This is a genomic window from Flavobacterium araucananum (assembly GCF_002222055.1).
In the GTDB taxonomy this organism is placed as follows: Bacteria; Bacteroidota; Bacteroidia; order Flavobacteriales; family Flavobacteriaceae; genus Flavobacterium; species Flavobacterium araucananum.
Genome location: NZ_MUGS01000005.1, coordinates 199,175 through 218,966, shown reverse-complemented (window position 1 = coordinate 218,966; position 19,792 = coordinate 199,175). Strand labels below are relative to the sequence as shown.

19 protein-coding genes are annotated in these 19,792 nt (G+C 32.1%); all 19 read right to left on the bottom strand.

Annotation, left to right across the window (positions count from 1 at the left end; genetic code table 11):
- Positions 1–3: 3 nt before the first annotated feature.
- From B0A64_RS05100 to B0A64_RS05010, 19 genes are read right to left on the bottom strand one after another with little or no spacing between them, the layout of a single operon-like run.
- Positions 4–1,101 carry a glycosyltransferase gene (locus B0A64_RS05100; RefSeq protein WP_089478443.1) on the bottom strand — a complete coding sequence of 366 codons (1,098 nt, stop codon included), beginning with the start codon at positions 1,099–1,101 and terminating at the stop codon, positions 4–6.
- A complete protein-coding gene (locus B0A64_RS05095; RefSeq protein WP_089478442.1) occupies positions 1,098–2,216 on the bottom strand; it encodes a glycosyltransferase in 1,119 nt (372 codons plus the stop codon). The genes B0A64_RS05100 and B0A64_RS05095 overlap by 4 nt, the downstream gene beginning before the upstream one ends.
- Positions 2,216–2,770: a serine O-acetyltransferase gene (locus B0A64_RS05090; protein ID WP_089478441.1), complete on the bottom strand. Its 555-nt coding sequence runs from the start codon at positions 2,768–2,770 to the stop codon at positions 2,216–2,218. The genes B0A64_RS05095 and B0A64_RS05090 overlap by 1 nt, the downstream gene beginning before the upstream one ends.
- A 7-nt stretch (positions 2,771–2,777) precedes the next feature.
- Complete coding sequence (locus tag B0A64_RS05085; protein ID WP_089478440.1) at positions 2,778–3,773, bottom strand: glycosyltransferase family 2 protein; 996 nt, start codon at positions 3,771–3,773, stop codon at positions 2,778–2,780.
- Between the two features lie 5 nt (positions 3,774–3,778).
- Positions 3,779–5,317, bottom strand: a complete 1,539-nt coding sequence (locus tag B0A64_RS05080) for a glycosyltransferase family 2 protein (RefSeq protein WP_089478439.1) — start codon at positions 5,315–5,317, stop codon at positions 3,779–3,781.
- Positions 5,318–5,321: 4 nt separating this feature from the next.
- Positions 5,322–6,473 (bottom strand): glycosyltransferase family 4 protein, encoded by a 1,152-nt coding sequence (locus tag B0A64_RS05075; RefSeq protein WP_089478438.1) that lies wholly within the window; start codon positions 6,471–6,473, stop codon positions 5,322–5,324.
- Positions 6,474–6,476: 3 nt separating this feature from the next.
- Complete coding sequence (locus B0A64_RS05070; protein WP_089478437.1) at positions 6,477–7,358, bottom strand: hypothetical protein; 882 nt, start codon at positions 7,356–7,358, stop codon at positions 6,477–6,479.
- Positions 7,358–8,791, bottom strand: a complete 1,434-nt coding sequence (locus tag B0A64_RS05065) for an MBOAT family O-acyltransferase (protein ID WP_089478436.1) — start codon at positions 8,789–8,791, stop codon at positions 7,358–7,360. Before B0A64_RS05065 ends, B0A64_RS05070 begins: the two co-directional genes overlap by 1 nt.
- Positions 8,792–8,814: 23 nt before the next feature.
- Positions 8,815–9,903, bottom strand: coding sequence for a glycosyltransferase family 4 protein (locus B0A64_RS05060; RefSeq protein WP_244285351.1), 1,089 nt, complete (start codon positions 9,901–9,903; stop codon positions 8,815–8,817).
- Positions 9,903–11,291, bottom strand: coding sequence for a glycosyltransferase family protein (locus tag B0A64_RS05055; RefSeq protein WP_089478435.1), 1,389 nt, complete (start codon positions 11,289–11,291; stop codon positions 9,903–9,905). Before B0A64_RS05055 ends, B0A64_RS05060 begins: the two co-directional genes overlap by 1 nt.
- A 5-nt stretch (positions 11,292–11,296) precedes the next feature.
- Positions 11,297–12,133, bottom strand: coding sequence for a GNAT family N-acetyltransferase (locus B0A64_RS05050; RefSeq protein WP_089478434.1), 837 nt, complete (start codon positions 12,131–12,133; stop codon positions 11,297–11,299).
- Positions 12,130–13,038, bottom strand: a complete 909-nt coding sequence (locus B0A64_RS05045; protein WP_089478433.1) for a polysaccharide deacetylase family protein — start codon at positions 13,036–13,038, stop codon at positions 12,130–12,132. Before B0A64_RS05045 ends, B0A64_RS05050 begins: the two co-directional genes overlap by 4 nt.
- Positions 13,039–13,077: 39 nt before the next feature.
- Positions 13,078–14,061, bottom strand: a complete 984-nt coding sequence (locus B0A64_RS05040) for a glycosyltransferase family 10 domain-containing protein (protein WP_089478432.1) — start codon at positions 14,059–14,061, stop codon at positions 13,078–13,080.
- Entirely contained in the window at positions 14,055–14,996 is a 942-nt protein-coding gene (locus B0A64_RS05035; protein WP_089478431.1) for a polysaccharide deacetylase family protein, read from the bottom strand. Before B0A64_RS05035 ends, B0A64_RS05040 begins: the two co-directional genes overlap by 7 nt.
- The gene (gene neuC, locus B0A64_RS05030; protein WP_089478430.1) at positions 14,996–16,135 is read right to left on the bottom strand and encodes a UDP-N-acetylglucosamine 2-epimerase; all 1,140 of its coding nucleotides are present in this window, start codon (positions 16,133–16,135) and stop codon (positions 14,996–14,998) included. Before neuC ends, B0A64_RS05035 begins: the two co-directional genes overlap by 1 nt.
- Complete coding sequence (gene neuB / locus B0A64_RS05025; RefSeq protein ID WP_089478429.1) at positions 16,128–17,168, bottom strand: N-acetylneuraminate synthase; 1,041 nt, start codon at positions 17,166–17,168, stop codon at positions 16,128–16,130. The genes neuC and neuB overlap by 8 nt, the downstream gene beginning before the upstream one ends.
- Before the next feature lie 11 nt (positions 17,169–17,179).
- Entirely contained in the window at positions 17,180–17,848 is a 669-nt protein-coding gene (locus B0A64_RS05020) for an acylneuraminate cytidylyltransferase family protein (RefSeq protein ID WP_089478428.1), read from the bottom strand.
- Between the two features lie 31 nt (positions 17,849–17,879).
- The gene (locus B0A64_RS05015) at positions 17,880–18,782 is read right to left on the bottom strand and encodes a glycosyltransferase family 2 protein (protein ID WP_089478427.1); all 903 of its coding nucleotides are present in this window, start codon (positions 18,780–18,782) and stop codon (positions 17,880–17,882) included.
- A 4-nt stretch (positions 18,783–18,786) separates the two neighbouring features.
- Positions 18,787–19,791 (bottom strand): glycosyltransferase family A protein, encoded by a 1,005-nt coding sequence (locus B0A64_RS05010; RefSeq protein WP_089478426.1) that lies wholly within the window; start codon positions 19,789–19,791, stop codon positions 18,787–18,789.
- Position 19,792 lies beyond the last annotated feature (1 nt).

Below are 19,792 nucleotides of genomic sequence, written 5' to 3'. Positions count from 1 at the left end.
TTTTTATTTATTGTTTTCTACTGCAAAAGTAAGCAAAGATTCTAACCATAAAATATACTCTTTTATAATCGCGTTTTCGCTAAAGTTTAATTGAACTTTGGTGTATAATGCTAACCCCATTTCGGCTCTGTTTTTTTCAGAAGCAATCAATTTCTCAATTGCAGCAGCAAACTCCTCTAAATCGTTGGCTGCTACAATTATTCCTTCTTTTTCTGAAGTTATAATTTTCGAGATTTCGCCTACGTTTGTTGCCACAACAGGCAATTTGTATACGCCATATTCTAAAACAGCTAGCGGAAGTCCTTCTGAAAGTGATGGTAATACTGCGATCTCGCATTGCTCTAATGCAGAGCCAACGCTATTTGTTGTGCCATAAAAATAAACAACCTCATCTAGTTTTAAATCCTTTACCTTTTGTTTTAGTTTTGCCGAATACTCATCCTCAAAATCTTTCCCGAACAAATGAAATGTCCAATCCGGAAATTGCTCTTTGATCATATTAGCTGCATCAATTAATAATTCATGATTTTTTTGGGGACGTAAATTAGCGACACAAATAATTCGTTTTCCTTCTGATCCTTTTAGGATTTGTTTTTCAGGAGAAACGGAATCAATTATAAAATTTGGAAAGTAAACAATATTGGAAGACCATAAATATGATTTTGCCCAATTTTTTAAAGCCGAATTTACGGCAATACTACCTGCAAAAAAAAAGGAACTTAATTTTAAACTTAGGTTTTTTCGAGCAGACAAATCTTGTGAAATACCATAATGATCGTGCCAGATAATTTTGATTTTGGGCAATGTTAGTTTAACCAAAACTGCTATAAAAAAAGAAGAACTATGTGCATGAATCATATCTACTTTATTCTTTTTTAAATAGTTTCGCAATCTAAAAACAGCCTGAAAATCTATTGTTTTCTGTTTCTTTAAAAACAAATAAGATACTTTTTGATCGATTTGGCTAACCAGTAATCCTTCTTTACGAGAGACCACTAAACCAGAAAACTGTATGTTTTTTGCTAATGCATTGGCATAATTAATCGCCATACGTTCTGCACCTCCTGCTTCGAGGGAGTCTATAATTTGTACGATTCTCATTTTGACAATAGTTTTTTTATTTCGGTTTCAAAAACATCTGTTGTATAATTTTGCGACCATTCGAGTGCTAAATTACTTTTGGCAGAAAAGCTTTCGGGGTTCTCAAGTATTTCTCTTATTTGATTTATATCTTGCTCTGGATTCATTTCTAGCAAAAGGCCTCTTTGCCCATAATCGAGCATAAAAGGAACGCAGGAAACTTTGCTTGCAATAGGCACACATCCCCAAAACATTCCCTCGGCAATGGCTTTGGGCCAACCTTCGCTTTTTGAGGGCAGGATTACAAAATGACTTTTTTGATAGGCTCTTTTTACTGTTTCCTGATTTTGATTGCCGTGCAAAAACACCTGTTTTTCTAAATTATGGGTTCGAATATAGTTTTCTAAAGAAGTTCTTTCATTTCCTTCTCCAAATAAACTTAAGGTTGCATGATATCCTTTTTCAAGTAATTCATGAACTAATTGTATGGCATACAATGGATTTTTTCCGGGAGCCAGACTTCCAACAAAAATAAATTCTATGGTTGTATCTAAGCTCGTTTTTTGAATAGTTTCTTTTTCAGCATTGGCATAAGTAGCGGTAAAAAAAGGCTTGATGTTTTTAGACTGATTTTGCCAGTCCCCATATACCAAAACTTGCATATTTCGGGTCAAAAAGGTATTGCTCAAAATCTTTTTTTGCAATTTATACGAGAAGGGCTGTTTACTTTCCGGGTCCCAATTTCCGGCATATTTGGCTGTTTTCTTTTTAGATGGAAAAAAAACTTGTACAAAACACACCAATAAACCTATATTTCCGGGACAACGCAAATGAATATGATCTGCATTTTTCATTGCACGAAACAAAACTAAAATATTATAAAAACTGAAAAAAAAGGCTTTCAGAATATTTGCAAATGAACTTAAACTAAAATCTATTAGCTTAAAATGTTTTTTGATGGGAAACGGAATTTTGGTTATTAAAAGACCATTTTCTTTTTCCCAAACGGGACAACAAAACATAAACTCATCGGCAAATTTTTCTAATACCACGAGTTCATTTACATAAGGGCTATACGCAAACGGAACCTGATCTTTGTAAATTATTGGTGCTGTCGAAACAATTAATAATTTCATTAAATATATCCTTTTGAGCCTCTTTGCGAGATTATTATTGCCGGAACCCCCATTGCAACAGCATTGTCCGGCAAAGAATCTTTTACCATTGAGCAAGCGCCAATAAGTACATTATTACCAATCTTAATTTTGCCGGCAACCACTACATTTGCCCCAATATAGACATCGTTGCCCAAAACAGGAGTTCCCCGTTTTTCACCAGAGCCTGATACTCCAATAGTAACACCTTGCGATATATTGCAATTGTCGCCAATACTTGCATTTGCGTTGATAATAATACCTCCAAAATGACCTATATAAAAGGAATGTCCAATTTTTACAGAAGATGGTATAGAAATTCCGGTTAGAATTTCAATCCATTTTTGCCAAATTAAAGTTGAAAACAATAAGGGAAGTCTAAATAACTTCCAGGTGATTTTTGTATAAACATAATGCGCAATTCTATGCTGAAAAGTAGCCCAAAAACCCTGAGTAAAAAATACAATGACAAAGAAATGGCCGCCATATTTTTGGCATTTCCTGTAATCTGATTTTATAAGTTGAAATACATTCATTATATATTTATTCTCTTGGTTTATTAAAAATCAAACTAAACCATCCTAAACTTCTACCGATACTTTCTGTAAAAGCAGCTTTTTTATGATTTGAAGTAAATGTATTGCTAAATCTAACGAATGTCAAAAGTAATGTAATTGCATTCCATTTTAACCAGTCCTTGAAATTTGGGTTTGGATTTTTAACACGCCATACATACCATCCGTTTCTAACGACCATTTTTCCGTATTTATATTGATTTGGACGCCCTGAGGCAGCATGAAAATGACCTAGTTTTGCAGCTGTATTTACATATAATCTTCCCGTTTTAGCAACCCTTAAAGAAAAATCGGCATCTTCGTAGAGACCATAACCTTCAAAATAAGTTGAAAATGAAAGTTGTTCAAAAACCGATTTTCTAAATGAAGAAACTCCTCCCATCAATTGTTCAACTTCGTATGTTTTGTAGCTTGGGGGTAAAAAACCAACACTTCTTCCATGCGAAAACAAAGGGGAGAAACCTGGCAGACAATTACTGTCTAAATTTAGTCTTTTGCGTAAAACGAACCTGCTTCCATCTTTACGTTTCCATCCATCAAAATAAAATTCATTTATAGAAGGCTTGTAGTCATCATTAGTTTTAATCCAATTTGTTTCATTGGTAATATAGCCGCCAACTCCTAGTGCATCCGGATAAAGTGTATAGGTTATAATTAATTCTTCAAAATAATTTTCTTCCAGGATTGTATCATCATCAAGAAAACAAACAATCTCGCAATTTGGGGCTACCTGAGCTATTCCAAAATTACGCTGTTTTGTCAATCCTCTTTCTTGATCCGGAACAAGAAAATATTTTAATTTCTCAATTTTATTTTGATCTAATATTAGTTTTGTCTTATTATCTGTAGAACCGTCAATAATTAAAATTTCAGCGGGATATAAATTTTGCCTCCTAATCGATTGTAATAAAGTTAACAATGGCTCAGGGCGCATATACGTGCAGATTATAAGAGAAAATTGCATCACTTTTATTTGTATCTAATTCCTAATTCGTTCAATTTTCCAGCATAAAACAAAGACTTTTTAAATTGCAGGTTTTTGTATGGCAATCTAAAAAAACGATATAAAAACAACTTCTTAGGCCCTTTAAAGAGGTACAGAAAAAAATGTTTGTACTTATACTCTTTTACTTGCATAGGTGTAAAATGCTTAACAATTCCGTACATAACTGTAGGGCTGGGAACGGGTTTTATTTTTTTTACCGGAATGCCAAGTTCCCAAGGTTGGGTTTTTCTTTTTTTGCCAATAATTTTAGCCTGATTTCCCCAAAATCGATATCCGCCTACTGGTGGCTTTAGATGCAAATTAGCCGAAAAAGGATTTGCAATAACAGTTAATCCCAGTTTAGTCAATGACATTCCAAAATCATTGTCTTCTCCGTATCCCCCATCAAAATTAACATCATTACCAACTAATTTTCTAACATATTCTGTTTTAACACAAGAATTTGCATTACTAAAAATTTGAGTAGTACCTACTTTCCATCTTTTATCGTTTAGCTTTTCTAATTTTAAATCGAGATCTTCTAAGTTTTGTTGTTGGTTGTCTGCCCTGATATCTAATCCATTGCAGGCAAACACATTATAGGTTTGCAAGATACTAAGATGATTTTTTATAAAATCTGATTTAAACCGGATATCATCATCTCCAAAAACGATGTAATCTCCAGTGCATAAATCAATCGCTTCATTTCGGGCCCTACAACTTCCTTTGGTTTCCTGCCACTTAATAATGAGTTCAAAAGGATATTTCTTTTTATAATACAGACTTTCTTCTCTTTGTTCTTTTGGAGTTGCATCGACTACCACAACCTGAGAAACCGGATAATCCTGATGGACCAAATCGTCCAGTAATTTTAAAGTAAAATCCTGTCGCATCATTGTTGGAATAATGTAACTTACTGTTGGATTTCCTTTTATGTCTTGCAATTCACGAGGCTTTATAATAGGTTTTGCATTTGACTTTTTAAAGTTTTTACTGGCATAAAAAAAAGCATTCCACTCTTTCCATTTCCAGAAACCTTCTCTGTAAAGCATAAATACAGAATGTTCTTTTTTGAAATTTTTTCTAAAAAAGACATATCTGTCTTTCTCTGATATATTGATTTTCTCTTTATTGTTATCTGCAAACAGACCTTTTATGTAAAGCGGAATTGCACCGGAATTTCGTAAAGCGTTATAGCCAAAATCCAATGCCTGAATTTGCAGATTTTGATATTCTGTATCAAATCCCCCTAAAGTTTCCCATACTGATTTTCGAACGGCAAAAGAATTTGAATTAATCCTCCAGCTTACACATTCGTCTAAATTATCAAAATCATTTATGTACCAAAAAAATGTAGCCGTTTGATAAACTAATTCCGGAAATACATTTTTATAACCTTGTTCAAATGAACTATGCCAAATATCACCCGCGCCAGAAGATAAAATCTCCAGTTTTGCCAAGTCAGGTTTCCCATTGTAAAGAATAATTTCTCCCGTAGTGGTTACAAATTCGCTTAATTTCATTTCTCTATTCCGGATTTATTATTTCTTTATAAAAATTAATGTTGTCATTTGTTATTTTATCTGCACTAAAGAATTGTTGCACCCTAATTCTGGCTTTTTTTCCTGTTTCTTTTGCCAGACCTGAATGATCCAGAAGTTGACTAACTCTTGTTGCAAATAGATCATGCTCTTTTGGATGCACTAAAAAACCACTTTCATCATTAATAATCACTTCGTTTGCCCACCCAATATTAGATGCCACAATTGCTTTTTCCATAGCCATAGCTTCAAGCCAGGAAACCGGAAAAGCTTCGGCAAAAGAAGGGAACACACAAACTGTTGCTTGTTCAATTTTCTTTTTAATTTCAAGATAAGGAACACTTCCTAAATACGAAACATTTGCTTTGGCCCTTTCTGAGAACAGTTCTTGCATCATTTGATATGTCGAAGAATTACCGGAAATAATATCAGGCACATCTTTACCTACCAAAATTAGTTTTGCGTCAGGATTAGTTTCTATAACTTTATTAAAGATCAAAGGCAACTCTAAAAGTCCCTTTTTTCTAATTAAACTTCCAAAATAAAATATGTTTTTATTTATTGATGAAATATCGTTTGAAGGCTGAAATAAATTTACATCAATAAGATTTTGAATCACTCTAAATCTTTTGTTCAGTCCAAAAATGGCATTTGTTGTATCTGCCGTAAACTGACTGACTGACAATAAAGTGTCTGCTTTTTTTAAAGCTCGTTTTTCATGAAATTTATTTATCCACTTTACTGGGCGATTATCTAAATGACAAAAATAAGTATCTGAACCGTGTAATCGAATTATCAAAGGGCATTTTTCAGGTTGGATAAAAGAAGTAATTCCTGTCCAGTCTGGTGCCTCTACTAAATCGATCTTTTTATCAGCATATAATTGATTAATAACTTTTTCGATTTTTTTTCTGGTTAAGAACCAGGATAAACCTTTCAGTTTTACATTCTTTATCTGCTGAATAATTATTCCGTTATCATCAAAAATTTCATCTTCTTTCTGACCATAAACCAGAACGCGAACTGAAATTCCTTTTTGTAAAAGTCCAATTGCCAAATTTTTAATACTAGTCCCTAAACCGCCGGAGTTTCCGGTTTTAGAATGTGGATATTCTGGGGTTAGAAAAGCTATTTTCATCGTTTATTTATTGAAAAAATCTTTTAAAATTCTAGTTGTAAACATTTTTGCTCCTGTATCAGTCATGTGTCCACAAGACGAAAAATACTTGTTTTCGACTACTACATTTTCATAATTATGAATTTCAGGATAGCCTTTTTTTACTTTATCAAAATAATTCATCCCTACGACATTTTCGCACATTGGGGTCATTACTGCAATAAAATTGATCTTGTTCGCCTTGCACGTATTTTTGATTTCTTCGTAATATTTATTGTGTGACAAAGGATTCAAATTGACAATATTGTTTTTCATATTGCCGTTTTTATGTTTTTTTAACGGATAATAACCTAAATTGTCTAATGCATTTGTTGATTTTCCTTTTGCAATATTATATATTTCCCTAAAACCTATCTTAGCATCATATTTTATATATCTGTAAAAAGGAACATAATACAATTCGTTAAAATTTTCCTGAGTCAAAAAATGATCTTTAATAACTTCTGAATGATGAATATAGGGCAAAAACTTTGCTCCAACACCTTCTGATTCATGATCTGTAGAAAGATTTAGATCTGCTTCCAGAATAACATTTTTTATAACATATTTTCTTTCGATCATTAATTTCAACAGTAACGATGCCTCGAATAAATGTCCGCCGCTCATCCCATAATTAAAAGTTTTTAATCCTTTGTCTTCGAACATTTGTGCAACAAAATGATTATTTGCTCTTGATGAACCTAAGATTACAACATCGTATTTTTTTGCTTTAGAATTCACAACCGTTTCTATCTTTCCACGGTTTTTAGATTGCATAAAAATTGCCGTATACAATCCGTCTAATGCAACTGCTATGAGGATTGTTATTAGTAAAATTTTGGTGGTATAAATTAAAAAACGTTTCATTAAAATTGAAAATATATAAATTCTTTATAGTCAGAAAAAGTTCCAAATGCCATAATTGCTGCTATTGCCAAAGCGATTTTAAGTACTGTTCTTTTTCCTGACAGAGGCTCTACTCTGGTACGATTGTTCCATTCTATCAAAACAAAAACAGCAATCATGATTAACAATTCATAACTGTAGCGTTCATTATCGAGGTATTGAAAGCTAAAATCCCTATTGGTAATAATTCGTTTTAAATACAAAACCGCATCTGAAATCGTTCTTGCTCTAAAAAACACCCAGGCTGTACAGGTTAACAAAAAAGTATAGAAAATACTCCAAATTACTTTTACAGAATCAAAATTAAATTTGAGATGAATAGCATCCATATTATTTCGGTTGCTATTTGATAAAAGTAACGGTAGAAAATAAACCGCATTTATAAATCCCCATGCTAAATAGGTCCAATTGGCTCCATGCCAAAAGCCACTTACTACAAAAATGATAAAGGTGTTTCTGATTTTCATCCAGATTCCGCCTTTGCTTCCGCCTAACGGAATGTATAAGTAATCTCGAAACCACGATGAAAGCGATATGTGCCAACGACGCCAAAACTCAGCAATGTCTCTCGAAAAATAAGGGTAATTAAAGTTTCGCAATAAATCCAGCCCAAACAGTTTTGAAACTCCCAAAGCAATATCTGAATATCCGGAAAAGTCACCATAAATTTGAAAAGCAAAATATATTGCTCCTAAAATAAGGGAAAATGAATTCATTGAAGGATAATTATCAAAAATAGCGTTGGCATAAGTTGCACAAGTATCTGCGATGACTATTTTTTTGACCAATCCCCAAATTATCTGATAAATTCCTTCTTTGGCAATTTCAAAATTAAATTCTCTTTTTACTTTTACCTGAGGCAATAAATGTGTCGCTCGTTCTATTGGTCCGGCAACCAAAAGCGGAAAATAACTTACAAATAAGGAATAATCTACAAAGTTATGTTCTGCTTTTATTCGTTTGTAATAAATATCGATAACGTATGATAACCCATGAAAAGTGTAGAATGAAATTCCGACAGGAAGAATTACATTTAATAATAAAGGACTTGCCTTAACGCCAACTGTATTTAATAATTCTGAAAAAGATGCGGCGAAAAAATTGTAGTATTTAAAAACACCCAAAAATCCTAAATTAACTAAAATACTGAGCCAGAACCAAAATTTACGGCTTCGCTCTGATTTTCCTTTTTCAATTTGAATTCCGGTGTAATAATCTAAAAAAGTAGAAAAAACCAATAAAAATAAAAATCGCCAATCCCAACAAGAGTAAAAATAATAGCTTGCAACAATTAATAAAGCATTCTGAGTACTTTTTGTTTTATTAAATACAAACCAATACAGAAAAAAAACGACTGGTAAAAAAATAGCGAATGCTAACGAATTAAAAAACATATTTTATTGCAGTAATTTAAAATTTAATACATTTTGTTTTGGAGTAGTTCAAAATGATTTTCTACCATTTTTGGCAAAGAAAAGGAATTAGCTATTAATTCTCTTGTATTAACTGATATCTTTTTGTTTCCCAAATAAACATCTTCAAGAATTTTTGCCAGCGCTTTTACATTTTTTGCATCAAAAATATATCCATTCTTTCCTGAAGTTATGGCTTCGGTATTACCCCCAACATTGGTCGTAATTACTGGAACATTTGCGGCAAGACTTTCTAAAATTGACAAACTAAAACATTCCATATGCGTGGGCTGCAACATATAATCATATTGCGAAAAAATTTCATTCAGATTTGGTTTACTTCCCATAAAAGCAAAACAGTTTTGTAATTGGTGTTTTTCGATTTTTTGCACTAGCTGTTCTTTATAGGGTCCGTCACCATAGATTGCAATTTGAATTTGATTTTTGATGGCAACAGGAAGAAGATTTACTGCTTCAATTAAATCCTGAATTCCTTTGGATTCTCTAAGATGAGAAGCGACTAAAAAAACAGGTTTTACATTATTTCTATTTTCTCTAGCCAAAATACTATCCAGAATTACGCCGTTGTAAATAGTTAAAGTTTTAGATTTTAAGTGAGACCCGAAATCCTTTAAAATTTCATTTACCGTATAATTTGAAACTCCAACAAAAACATCAATGTATTTCGAGAATAATACTCCTTTAAGTCTTTTATTTATTTTTTTTTTGAACGAATATCCATTCAAAGGTCTTGGATTATGATCTACAGCAATTATTTGAGCATTTGAAACTTGTTTTATACTATAAAAAAAAGAAGTACATAATTCTACAAAATGAGTAATTATATGCGTGTATTCCGGTTTGTTTTCTTTGTAGAAAGAAAGAAAACTGTTTTCTATACTTTCTTTTGTATTGCTATAAATAGTTAAATGCGAATAATGACCATGATTTGATTGATTTGGAAAAAACCAATCTGTCTCAATATTATTTTCTTTACATTTTTTATCAAAATCCCAGAAAAAATAATCCATACCTCCTACACGTTCCGGAAGTAATTGGTAATTGCATAAAATTGCTATCTTTTTTTTTACCATTATAAATGCGATAAAATTTCAGCAATTCTTTTACTTGTATCTTGCAATGATCCTCCAATTTGGAGTTCAATAAATTTGGCTCTTTCTGCTTTTTTAACGTCAACATTATTTAAAATTTTATTGATTCCTTCCAGATATTCTTCTTCATTTTTGACAATATCTGTTGAATTTGAATCTACTAATTTAGATAAATGTTCATATTTTAAAAACTTTTGATCATCAAACCATCCATTTGTTTCATTCCCAAAAACAGGATTTATCACCGGTTTATCAAAAAGAAAAGCATCTAATGTTATGGTTGACAAAACATTAATAGATAAGTCGCAATATTGTAATAACGATTTTAAATCATTAAGATCTGCTACAGATGGCACTCTTTGTGTCCATGCTTCCTGATGTCCTTCGCGACTAATATTCCAATCCGGAAAATTCCATATTATAAAAGGATATTTTTTAATATGTTTTTCAAATCGGGTTGGTTCTTCTGCCGGAGATGTTCTCACGATAAGATTCACCTCTTTTGCCAATTTTTTTTGAGCTATAAATTCAGCTAAAATTTCTAAGTAAATTGGGTCATTCTCACTGCTGGCATCGTTGCAGGTAAAAAAAATAGTTGGCTTATCCGGATTTAATTTAAACTTATTTTGAAAGCCGGCTTTATCATAACCATATTTATTTAAAACATACGGTTCGAATTGTGGTGTTCCCACAACCGCTATTTGATTTTCTTTTACAGATCGATAAAAAGTTAACAATTCTTGTTTCATCAAATTACTCCAAACAAAATAAAAGTCAAAATTACCCGCCATTCTTCCTTTTGAAGCCAGGTTATCCCAGCTAAAAATAAAAGCAGAAGTTTTTATTTTTAATTTTTCGGCAGCATATATAAGCGGCGCAATAAAGGGTGGCCGCTGATGTGTAAAGAACAATACCGAAATATTATTTTCTTTTAATATTTGCCCGTATTGCTTTGTTATTGCATTAGATCGAAAGGTTTTTTGCTGCCATTTATTGTATTTAAGAATCCAATTTTCAGAATGGACTAATTTTGAATATTGATGAATAAACCGAGTCGCATAACCTCTTGGATTTTTAGCTTTTGATTGGGTAATTTTTAAATTATCAGCAATACCAAAATTGCCTTTTGCATGCAATTGCAAATGGGTAACTTCTTTGGCTTTTCTAAAAAACCAAGTATAAAATGATTCTTCAAAAACTTCTAACTCTATAATTTTACAGTTTAGATCAAAATTATCGTAAACTTTTTTGGGCAAACATGAAAAAATGATTACTTCATTAAAATTAGCTTTGGCTTCATAAATAAAATCGCTTAATATAAAATTGCGAAACCCAACTCCATCAGTAATTACAACACCTAAATTTTTCATCAATTTTATTTTAAGCTTCCTATTCTTCCATGATCCGAGTAAGATCTGTGCACTACAAACTCATTATCCAGAGGTTTTTCTGAAAGAAATGTTATATCGCAAAAATACTTTTCTTCGACAGGATTTAATCTCCAGGGCACGATGTTTTTGTAATCTAATGTCCAGTTGTTTTTCTCTAAATCTTTTGTTTTCAAATCATTCCAGGATGTAATATAATCTATCCATAAATAGCCTAATTGCCAAGCTTGTTTTTCCAGATTTTCCAGATTTTCGATATCTGTAATTCTCAGTCCGCCAACATTTTCCTGACTTACTGCTCTGGATCCGTCTTCTAAAACTATTCCTTTTATAGAGGGTTGTTGAAAATAATGTGTATCTTTTTTTATTAAATGATCTACCTCTACCGCAACTTTTTTACAAACTGTCTCGAAACTGGTTTCCATAAGATTAGGATTTATTTTTACATAGCGAACTAAATCATAATATCTTACCCAGCGCATATTTTTATACAATCCTAATCCGGCCTCATTTGCAGCTGTTGCTGCCAGAGGATAATAATTTCGAGCCAATTCATATAGCTTTCCTAAAATACCTTTTCCTCTGCATTCTTCATTAAGGTATACATTGATTATCCAGGCGAGTTCTCCTCCAAAATTGGCTCCAACGTGCCCAACGACTGCTCCTTGCTCGTTTAGACAAATAAAAGAACGTCCAAATTCTTTATTTCCAAATTGCCATTCCCAAAATTCCTTGTGGTGTAACGGATGGTTTTCTCTATAAATTATTTTGAAAAAAGAGTGTAAAATTTCCCAATCTTCTACGGTTGCTTCTCTGGTGATCATATTTTATTATAATTTTTTCCTCCAATTAAATCGTTACAATCAAATCTGTTTAATAACAACGGATTTTCATCTAAAGTATTAATTCCTCTTGTGGTTGTAAATCCTATTTTATATCCGGTCTTTTTTGCCAAATCTGCTACCAAATCTGTACAAACTTCCGGAGTTCCGTACGGATAGGAAATTATATTTACAGCTGAGTTTGTTAATTGATCTAGATACGTTTTTGTTTTTTCAAGTTCGGTTTTAATAGTCTCAGTCTCTAACAATCCTAACGGATAATGGCTATGTGTATGACTACCCAAATAACCTTTACTGGCAAGTTCTATCAAATTTTGTTTGGTCATATAAAGAGAATCCAGAACAGTATTTTGGTCAAAATGAAGATCAAACAACTTGTTTACTATTTGCTCTTGCTGTTTAAAATCTAATTTGAAATTTAATATATATTTTAGGGCTGCACTTTTTTCATCATCATATCTGTAAATTTCCTGTGCCTTTTTTTCCTCTAATGGGGAAAATGGCAGATCAATAAATTTTTCCAAAAATTCTGAAGACGAAATAATTGATCTTAACAAATGAATTTTATGAACGGTGCTTACTTTTTTTTCTTCACGATTAATTGAATTAACAAAAAAAACAGCCGGAATGTTCAGTTCGTCTAAAACAGGTAAAGCCAGATCGAACTGCTCTTTTAATCCATCATCAAACGTAATAAGCAAATTATTTTCTTTTGATTGTAATATTGTATTTAGATTGGAAACTAAATCATTTGGATGAACAAAATGACCCTGATTTTTAAGCAAAATTAATTGCTGCTTAAATTCATTAGGAGTTAGTCCAAATATACTGGGATATTTAGTTTTAAAATCTAATCGGATATAATGGTAATTACTAACTGTAAGCATGTTTAAACGATGGCTATTGTTTCGTTATGGCGGGTATGATTAAAATTTTGGAATATACGTTTCTATTTTTCTTTTCAATTTGAAAATCTCCTTTTCTATCGTAATAATAATGGGATAATTGTCAAAATAGGCATTGCCTCCTTTAAAATGAACCAGCTCTTTTGGTGTATTTACAGCATCTGATTTTTCTAATCCTAAAGTCTTAATCTGATTTACCAGGAAAGGAAATAACTGGTATTCATTTAAAATCAAATCTCTGGCTTTTGATATTGCATCCAGATTTTCTTCCCATTTATTCGAGTTTACAATTTCTTTTAAAAATAAATCAATATGTTTATCATTAGGATCGATCTGAATAAAAGAACCTTTAGGAAAAAACTCTTCAATTCTGTTGCAGCCAAAATACAATGGCATCGTATAGCTTAATAAACAATCTGTAATTTTTTCTGTCCAATTGTAATCACTTTGAAAATTTTCGTAAGCGATGGCATATTTAGCTGTATTTAAGACCTCCCATTTATCATCAATAGGATTGATCCCTCTTCCGTAAAGATGAACAAAAGGTAAGGGTTTAATCCTGTCTAAAAAATCCATTCTTTTATTATGTCCCTTTGATGTTCTTTGATTACTGGTTACCCAAACAATCTTATTTTCTTTTTGCAGGCTTTCTACTTTTAAATCCTGCAGAAAATCAAAATCTTTGTCGATATGCCAGGGTAATGCGCCATGAGAAAGAATATTATTTTTTTTAATGTCTAATTGATTAAAAATCAACTTTACATTTTTATTGGCATATTGCCTGTATTTAGAAACCTCATTAGCAGGCTCTAAACAAATATGTATGATATTGTTTTTATTTACTTGTATCGAAAAATCCTTTTTGGGGTATTCTAAAATTACCAAATAATCACATTCTTCAACAGCATCTTCTGTAAATGTAAAGTCGCCCCATTTCATAGAATGATTGGGTGTCTGTCTCTTTAGATCAGGATAACTGAAATAACGTTCTATCTTTATTACCATATTTTAAAGTCAAATCTGTTCATATATTTTACGAGTTCTTTCCCTTTAATATTAGGAATCAAAATTCGATTAATTTTTTTACTTAATTTATTTTTATAATTTGAGTAATTGTTATTCGCTAACAGCATTCCTAAACAGTCTAATTCCTGAAGAACTTTGAGTGTTTCGCCATTATAGGAACCATGAGGTAATGCCAAATATCGTATCGATTTCGTAATTAGTTTATTCAATTTTTCTATTGAAAAACTTAGTTCTTCTTTCTGTTCCTGATAACTTAAATTCTCAAAAGAGTAATGATTATGAGTATGTATCCCAATATCTATTAATGGATGATCAGAAAGATATTTAAGCTCTTCATTACTTAATGATCTGAAATCTTCCTGATCGTAAAATGGAATTTTATTTAATTTTTCAAATTCTAAAAGCCATATTTCCTTTTTCTCCGTTGATAATTTGCTGATGAAACTGGAAATATTTCCGTAAGAATGCGTTTTTTTTGATACTTGTTCTTTTACATCCGGAAGATAAAAAAAAGGTTCACAATGTGTATAATCAAATACAAAACGATCCCACCAAAACTCTTTTTTACTGTCTATATTTAATGTGGTTACAAAAATAGTTGCCGGTATTTGATATTTCTCTAAAAGAGGCAAAGCATTTAGTAAATTATCGGCATATCCGTCATCAAAAGTAATAACTATTCCGGTTTTTTTTAATGAACTCCAATCCTCTGACAGTCTAAGAATTTGATAGTTTTTTTTGAAATAGCAAAGTTGCTCTTCAAAACTAACCAAATCAACGGTCAGGTATTGCAATTCTTTTCTAACCTCATTACTTGTTCTATGATACATTGCTACTAAAACCGGTTTTCCTGAAAACATCCGGTTTTTGGCTTTGTTGCATTTGTAATATATAGCTTTAAGTTTCGTTTTCATTAATTAGATAAATCTCTAAATTGTTTTTGGTGATTCAATTGCCAAATATCTGCTTTTTGAAGGCATTCAAGAAATAATAAATTACTATTTCCTTCACCAAAATCATTGGCTATATTTTGCACTTTATGTGAATCTATCACTGAAAGTGCTTCTTTTATACCGTTTTCAGAATAATCTGTATTGATTATATCTGCGTGAACTGCTCTGTTTTGCTGGCGGGTTCCAATATTTATGATTGGAATACCATAATACGGAGCTTCTCTGATTCCTGCACTACTATTGCCAATAATGAATTGACTATTTTTTAATAATGTTAAAAAATATTCGAAACGCAACGATGGAAAGATTCGGAATCTTTTATTCTCTTTTAGTTTTTTGTAGGCTTCAATAATAAATTGGCTTCCTAAATCATTGTTAGGAAAGATCACTATATAATTATGATTGTCTTGCAACAACGAAGCTGTAAAGGCTTCGGCATATTTTTGCATTTCTTTAATTTCTGTAGTTACCGGATGAAACATTACTATTGCATAGGTATCATAATCAATTTTATAATAGTTTTTTGCAACATCTAAATCCGGCAATTGGTCTGAGAACATAATATCAATATCAGGAGAACCAATGGTAAAAACAGACTCTTTAATTTCTCCCATTTGAATCAGTCTTTTTGCGGCTTGCTGGTTGGAGACAAAATGTATGTGGCTTAATTTACTCACACTATGCCTGATCAATTCATCGACTGTTCCTGAAACTTCGCCGCCCTCGATATGTGCTACCAAAATATTGTTGAGCGAACCCACTATGGCCCCGGCAAGAGTTTCGACCCGATCTCCGTGCACCACTATCATATCCGGGTTTATGGTTTTGCAATAACCGGACAATCCTTCGATGGTTTTGGCCAACGTAAGATCCATTGTCGTTTCGTGTGTGTGATTTTCGAATGTAAAGACATTCTTAAAATTACAACGCTCAATTTCTATCAACGTATAACCGTATACTTCCTGCAAATGCATACCGGTTACAAAAACAAAAACCTCAAAATCAGCGCGGTTTTCCAATGTTTGTATTAGTGATTTTATTTTACCAAAATCAGCACGGGTTCCTGTAAGAAATAGAATTTTTTTTGTTGAATTACTCAAAGTCTGAAAAATCTAATTGTTCGTCATTTTCAATATCTCTTGCCGCTATTTTGCCTATTAAATCATTAAAATGTTCTGCCAGGATTTTTCCTGTACCAGGACGTTTTACCCAAATATTTTCTTTGGTTAATCGTTCGCCTTTTTTAATTGGAGCAATCGCACAAACGGTAGCAAATGCAAAATCTATTGTAACTTGTTCTTCTGCTGCCGGTTTTTTTGTACCACCGCGCATTAATGCTATTTCTGCGCTTGAAACAATTAATTCCTGACAAGCTTTTTCATCCATACTACAAATGATGTCCGGACCTGTTCGTTGCATATAATCTGTAAAATGTCTTTCTAAAATGCTGGCCCCTAAAGCTACAGCGCCCAAACATGCATTATTGTTCAAGGTGTGATCGCTTAAACCAAAAACTTTATCCGGAAATGCTTCGTGCAATTCTACCATCGCCCCAAAACGTACTAAATGAATAGGTGTTGGATATAAATTTGTAGTATGCAACAACGCTACGGGAATATTGTGTTTGTCGAAAATAGCAACTGCTTTTTGTACGCTTTCTATCGTATTCATTCCGGTACTTAAAATTACCGGTTTCCCAAAGGAAGCAATATGCTCCAGTAACGGATAATTATTACATTCGCCGGAACCTATTTTGTAAGCGGGAATATCAAATTTCTTTAATCGCTCTGCTGCTGCTCGAGAAAATGGTGTCGAAATAAAAATCATGCCTTTACTTTCGACATATTTTTTAAGTTCGAGTTCTTCATTTTCATTCAGGGAGCATCGTTCCATTATTTCATAAATCGAAACATCGGCATTTCCGGGAATTACTTTTTTTGCAGCACCGCTCATCTCATCCTCGACAATATGGGTCTGATGTTTTACAACCTCAACTCCTGCCCTGTGTGCAGCATCAACCATTTCTTTTGCAACTTGCAGGGAACCTTCATGATTAATTCCGATTTCGGCAATTACTAAAGGTGGAAAATCTTGTCCAATTTTTCTTCCTGCTATTTCTATATATGGGTTCATAAAGTAGGTTCTTAAGGTTTTATATGTTTATGGTATAAATATTGGGCATAATCAAAATCTTCTTGCGTGTCGATATCTACATGGGCAAAAATATGATCTATTTCGAAAGGAAATGCATTTTCAGAAACAATTACATTATCCATAATCAATGTGGCATTTGTAATATATAATAATCCATTTTCGAAATAAAGTGGTTCAAGATCCTGACTTCTTTGCCCAATTTTATAATTGTATGGAATAAACTTTTGATCTTCTATTTTTCCAAATTTTTGATGATTTCTGGAAACACTGAATAAACTGCTATGGCTTTCTTTTTGATAGATCGTAAAAGCTTCTTTTAGTAAATTTTCCGGTCGAACGGGATTTGTAGGCTGAAGTAAAACAATATTTTCTGTATCCTGATCGATGTTTTGCAAAATATGCTTTAATGCAGAAACTGTTGGCTCAAAATCTCCTGAAATGTTTGCAGGTCTGACAATTACTTTTGCACCATACTCTAAAGCTACTTTTTTTATACTTTCATCGTCTGTCGAAACATAAATTTCGTCAATAATATCGCTGTTTTTTTGAGCGTAAATAATGCTGTGTGCCAACAAAGGAATTCCGCCCAAAAGTTTTATGTTTTTTTGAGGTAGTCTTTGAGAGCCTCCGCGTGCCGGAATAATAGCGATAGTTTTCATCTTTAACATTTAAAATTTGTTACAATCTTTTTTATGGCTTCCAATACAATTTTGTATCTTCTAATTCCTGATAAATCTTGTACTCTTTTGAAGATAATCTATTGCTGTTTTTTATGATTTTAGGAATTGCAAAAACCAAATCTATTGCTGCTAAAAATAATGCTTTCAAAGCTTTAAGATCTCCCTTAAAAACTTTTGATTTAAGTTGCATCCAAACTGAATAGGCTAATTTTCCGGGAATAGTCTTAAAAGGATAAAACAAAAAATAAAGATACCAACCGGAACGTAATGACCGTTGTAAGCGCAAGCTGTAATCGGCATTATTTTTTCTGGATTTTAGATTTACTCTGTGATTTACTAAAACTTCGGGCAAATAATAAACTTGCCATTCCTTTTTAAATAATTGAAAAGAAGCGAAATCTTCTTCGCCATAAAAAATAAACCAGGCAGGATAATTGGGTATGTCTCGCCAAGCCGACATTCGCCATACATTTGCTCCTCCTGCAAAACTTTTCATCTGATGCGAAACTTCATTGCAATGAGTTGTTTGAGGTTCTTCTAAATTCCAATAAATTCTAAAACTGAACAATCCTACTTTAGGATTTTCGTTAAAAGCTTTTTCTATAATATCTAATGGATTTTGAGTAACAAAATGCAAATCATCATCAATAGAAATCGCAAATTCAGAAGTTACCAGACTCATTAATCTGTTTCTGCTATAAATTAAACCTTTGCTTTTATTATTCTGTATTAATTGAATTTCAGGATAATTCTCCTGAATAAATAAATAAGTCCCATCTGTTGAGCCATCATCACAAATAATGCACGTAACATCTTCTCTATCGATTAAATGCTGAATTTTATGCAATGTAAAATCCAAATCATCTTTCCGATTTTTAGTGGTAATGAGGATAGAAAATTTAGTATTGTGCATTTATTTAATATTTTCTAATCAGTTGTTTTGGTATTTTTTTATAGCGTAAAAATAGCCTCATTATCCATTTAATGGAAATAAATTTTACAAATACTCTATTTTTTATAAAATATAAAACGGGGTTTAATTTTATGTTTTTATTAAATCCGCTATAAGGTATTCCAGTATGGGTTGCATCAGAAACTAACATCCAATCTTCCAGAGTATTCCCTAAATGATAAGCGTAATTATCTTCTGTTGTTAATCTCCAATAATTTTTTTTAAGAGGCAATTTATCTAAATAGCCTTCACTGGTTCCTCCCATCTTAAAACCTATATAACTTACTATTTCGTCAAAAATATCCTTTTTGTAAGTTGCAACAAAATGTCCTGAACCAATCAATACTTTAAAATCTGAATTAATTTCTAGCCCTAAGTTATATTTTAAATAATCCTGATTGTAATTTCTTTCCCAGCCAAGACTATCATAAAACTGAATTAAAGCTTCTTTATTTTTTACCTCAAAAAATTTTAATCTTCTATTAAATAAATTATCAAAAATTACATTTCCACAATTAGATTCATACATTTTAAACTGAGGTACAATACCTACAACTCCCGCATTAGGAACGTGTTGAAAAACTTTTACGGTTTCAACTTGCCAATTGGGCAAAAACAATACATCTGAGTCTGAAATCGTAACCAGTTCGATCCTGTTACCTGCTAAACCTTTAAGGATAGCATTAAGTTTACCAATGTTTTCAGTATGAATTAGTTCTTGTATTTTGTTTTGCTGTAAAAGTGTGTCTAAATATTGGGCAATACTTGTATCACTTCCGTTATTGGCAATCGTGATAAAAGTTTTTTTATGTATTGTTGCGAACAAAGATTCCAGACATAGTTTTAAAATTGCAAAACTATCCTTAAAATATCCTTCCTGATTTGGGATATAAACAGGGATTATGACCTGATGCGTAAACTCAGAATCTTGTTGTGGCTCATCTTTATGTGGATTAAAACCTACTCGCATC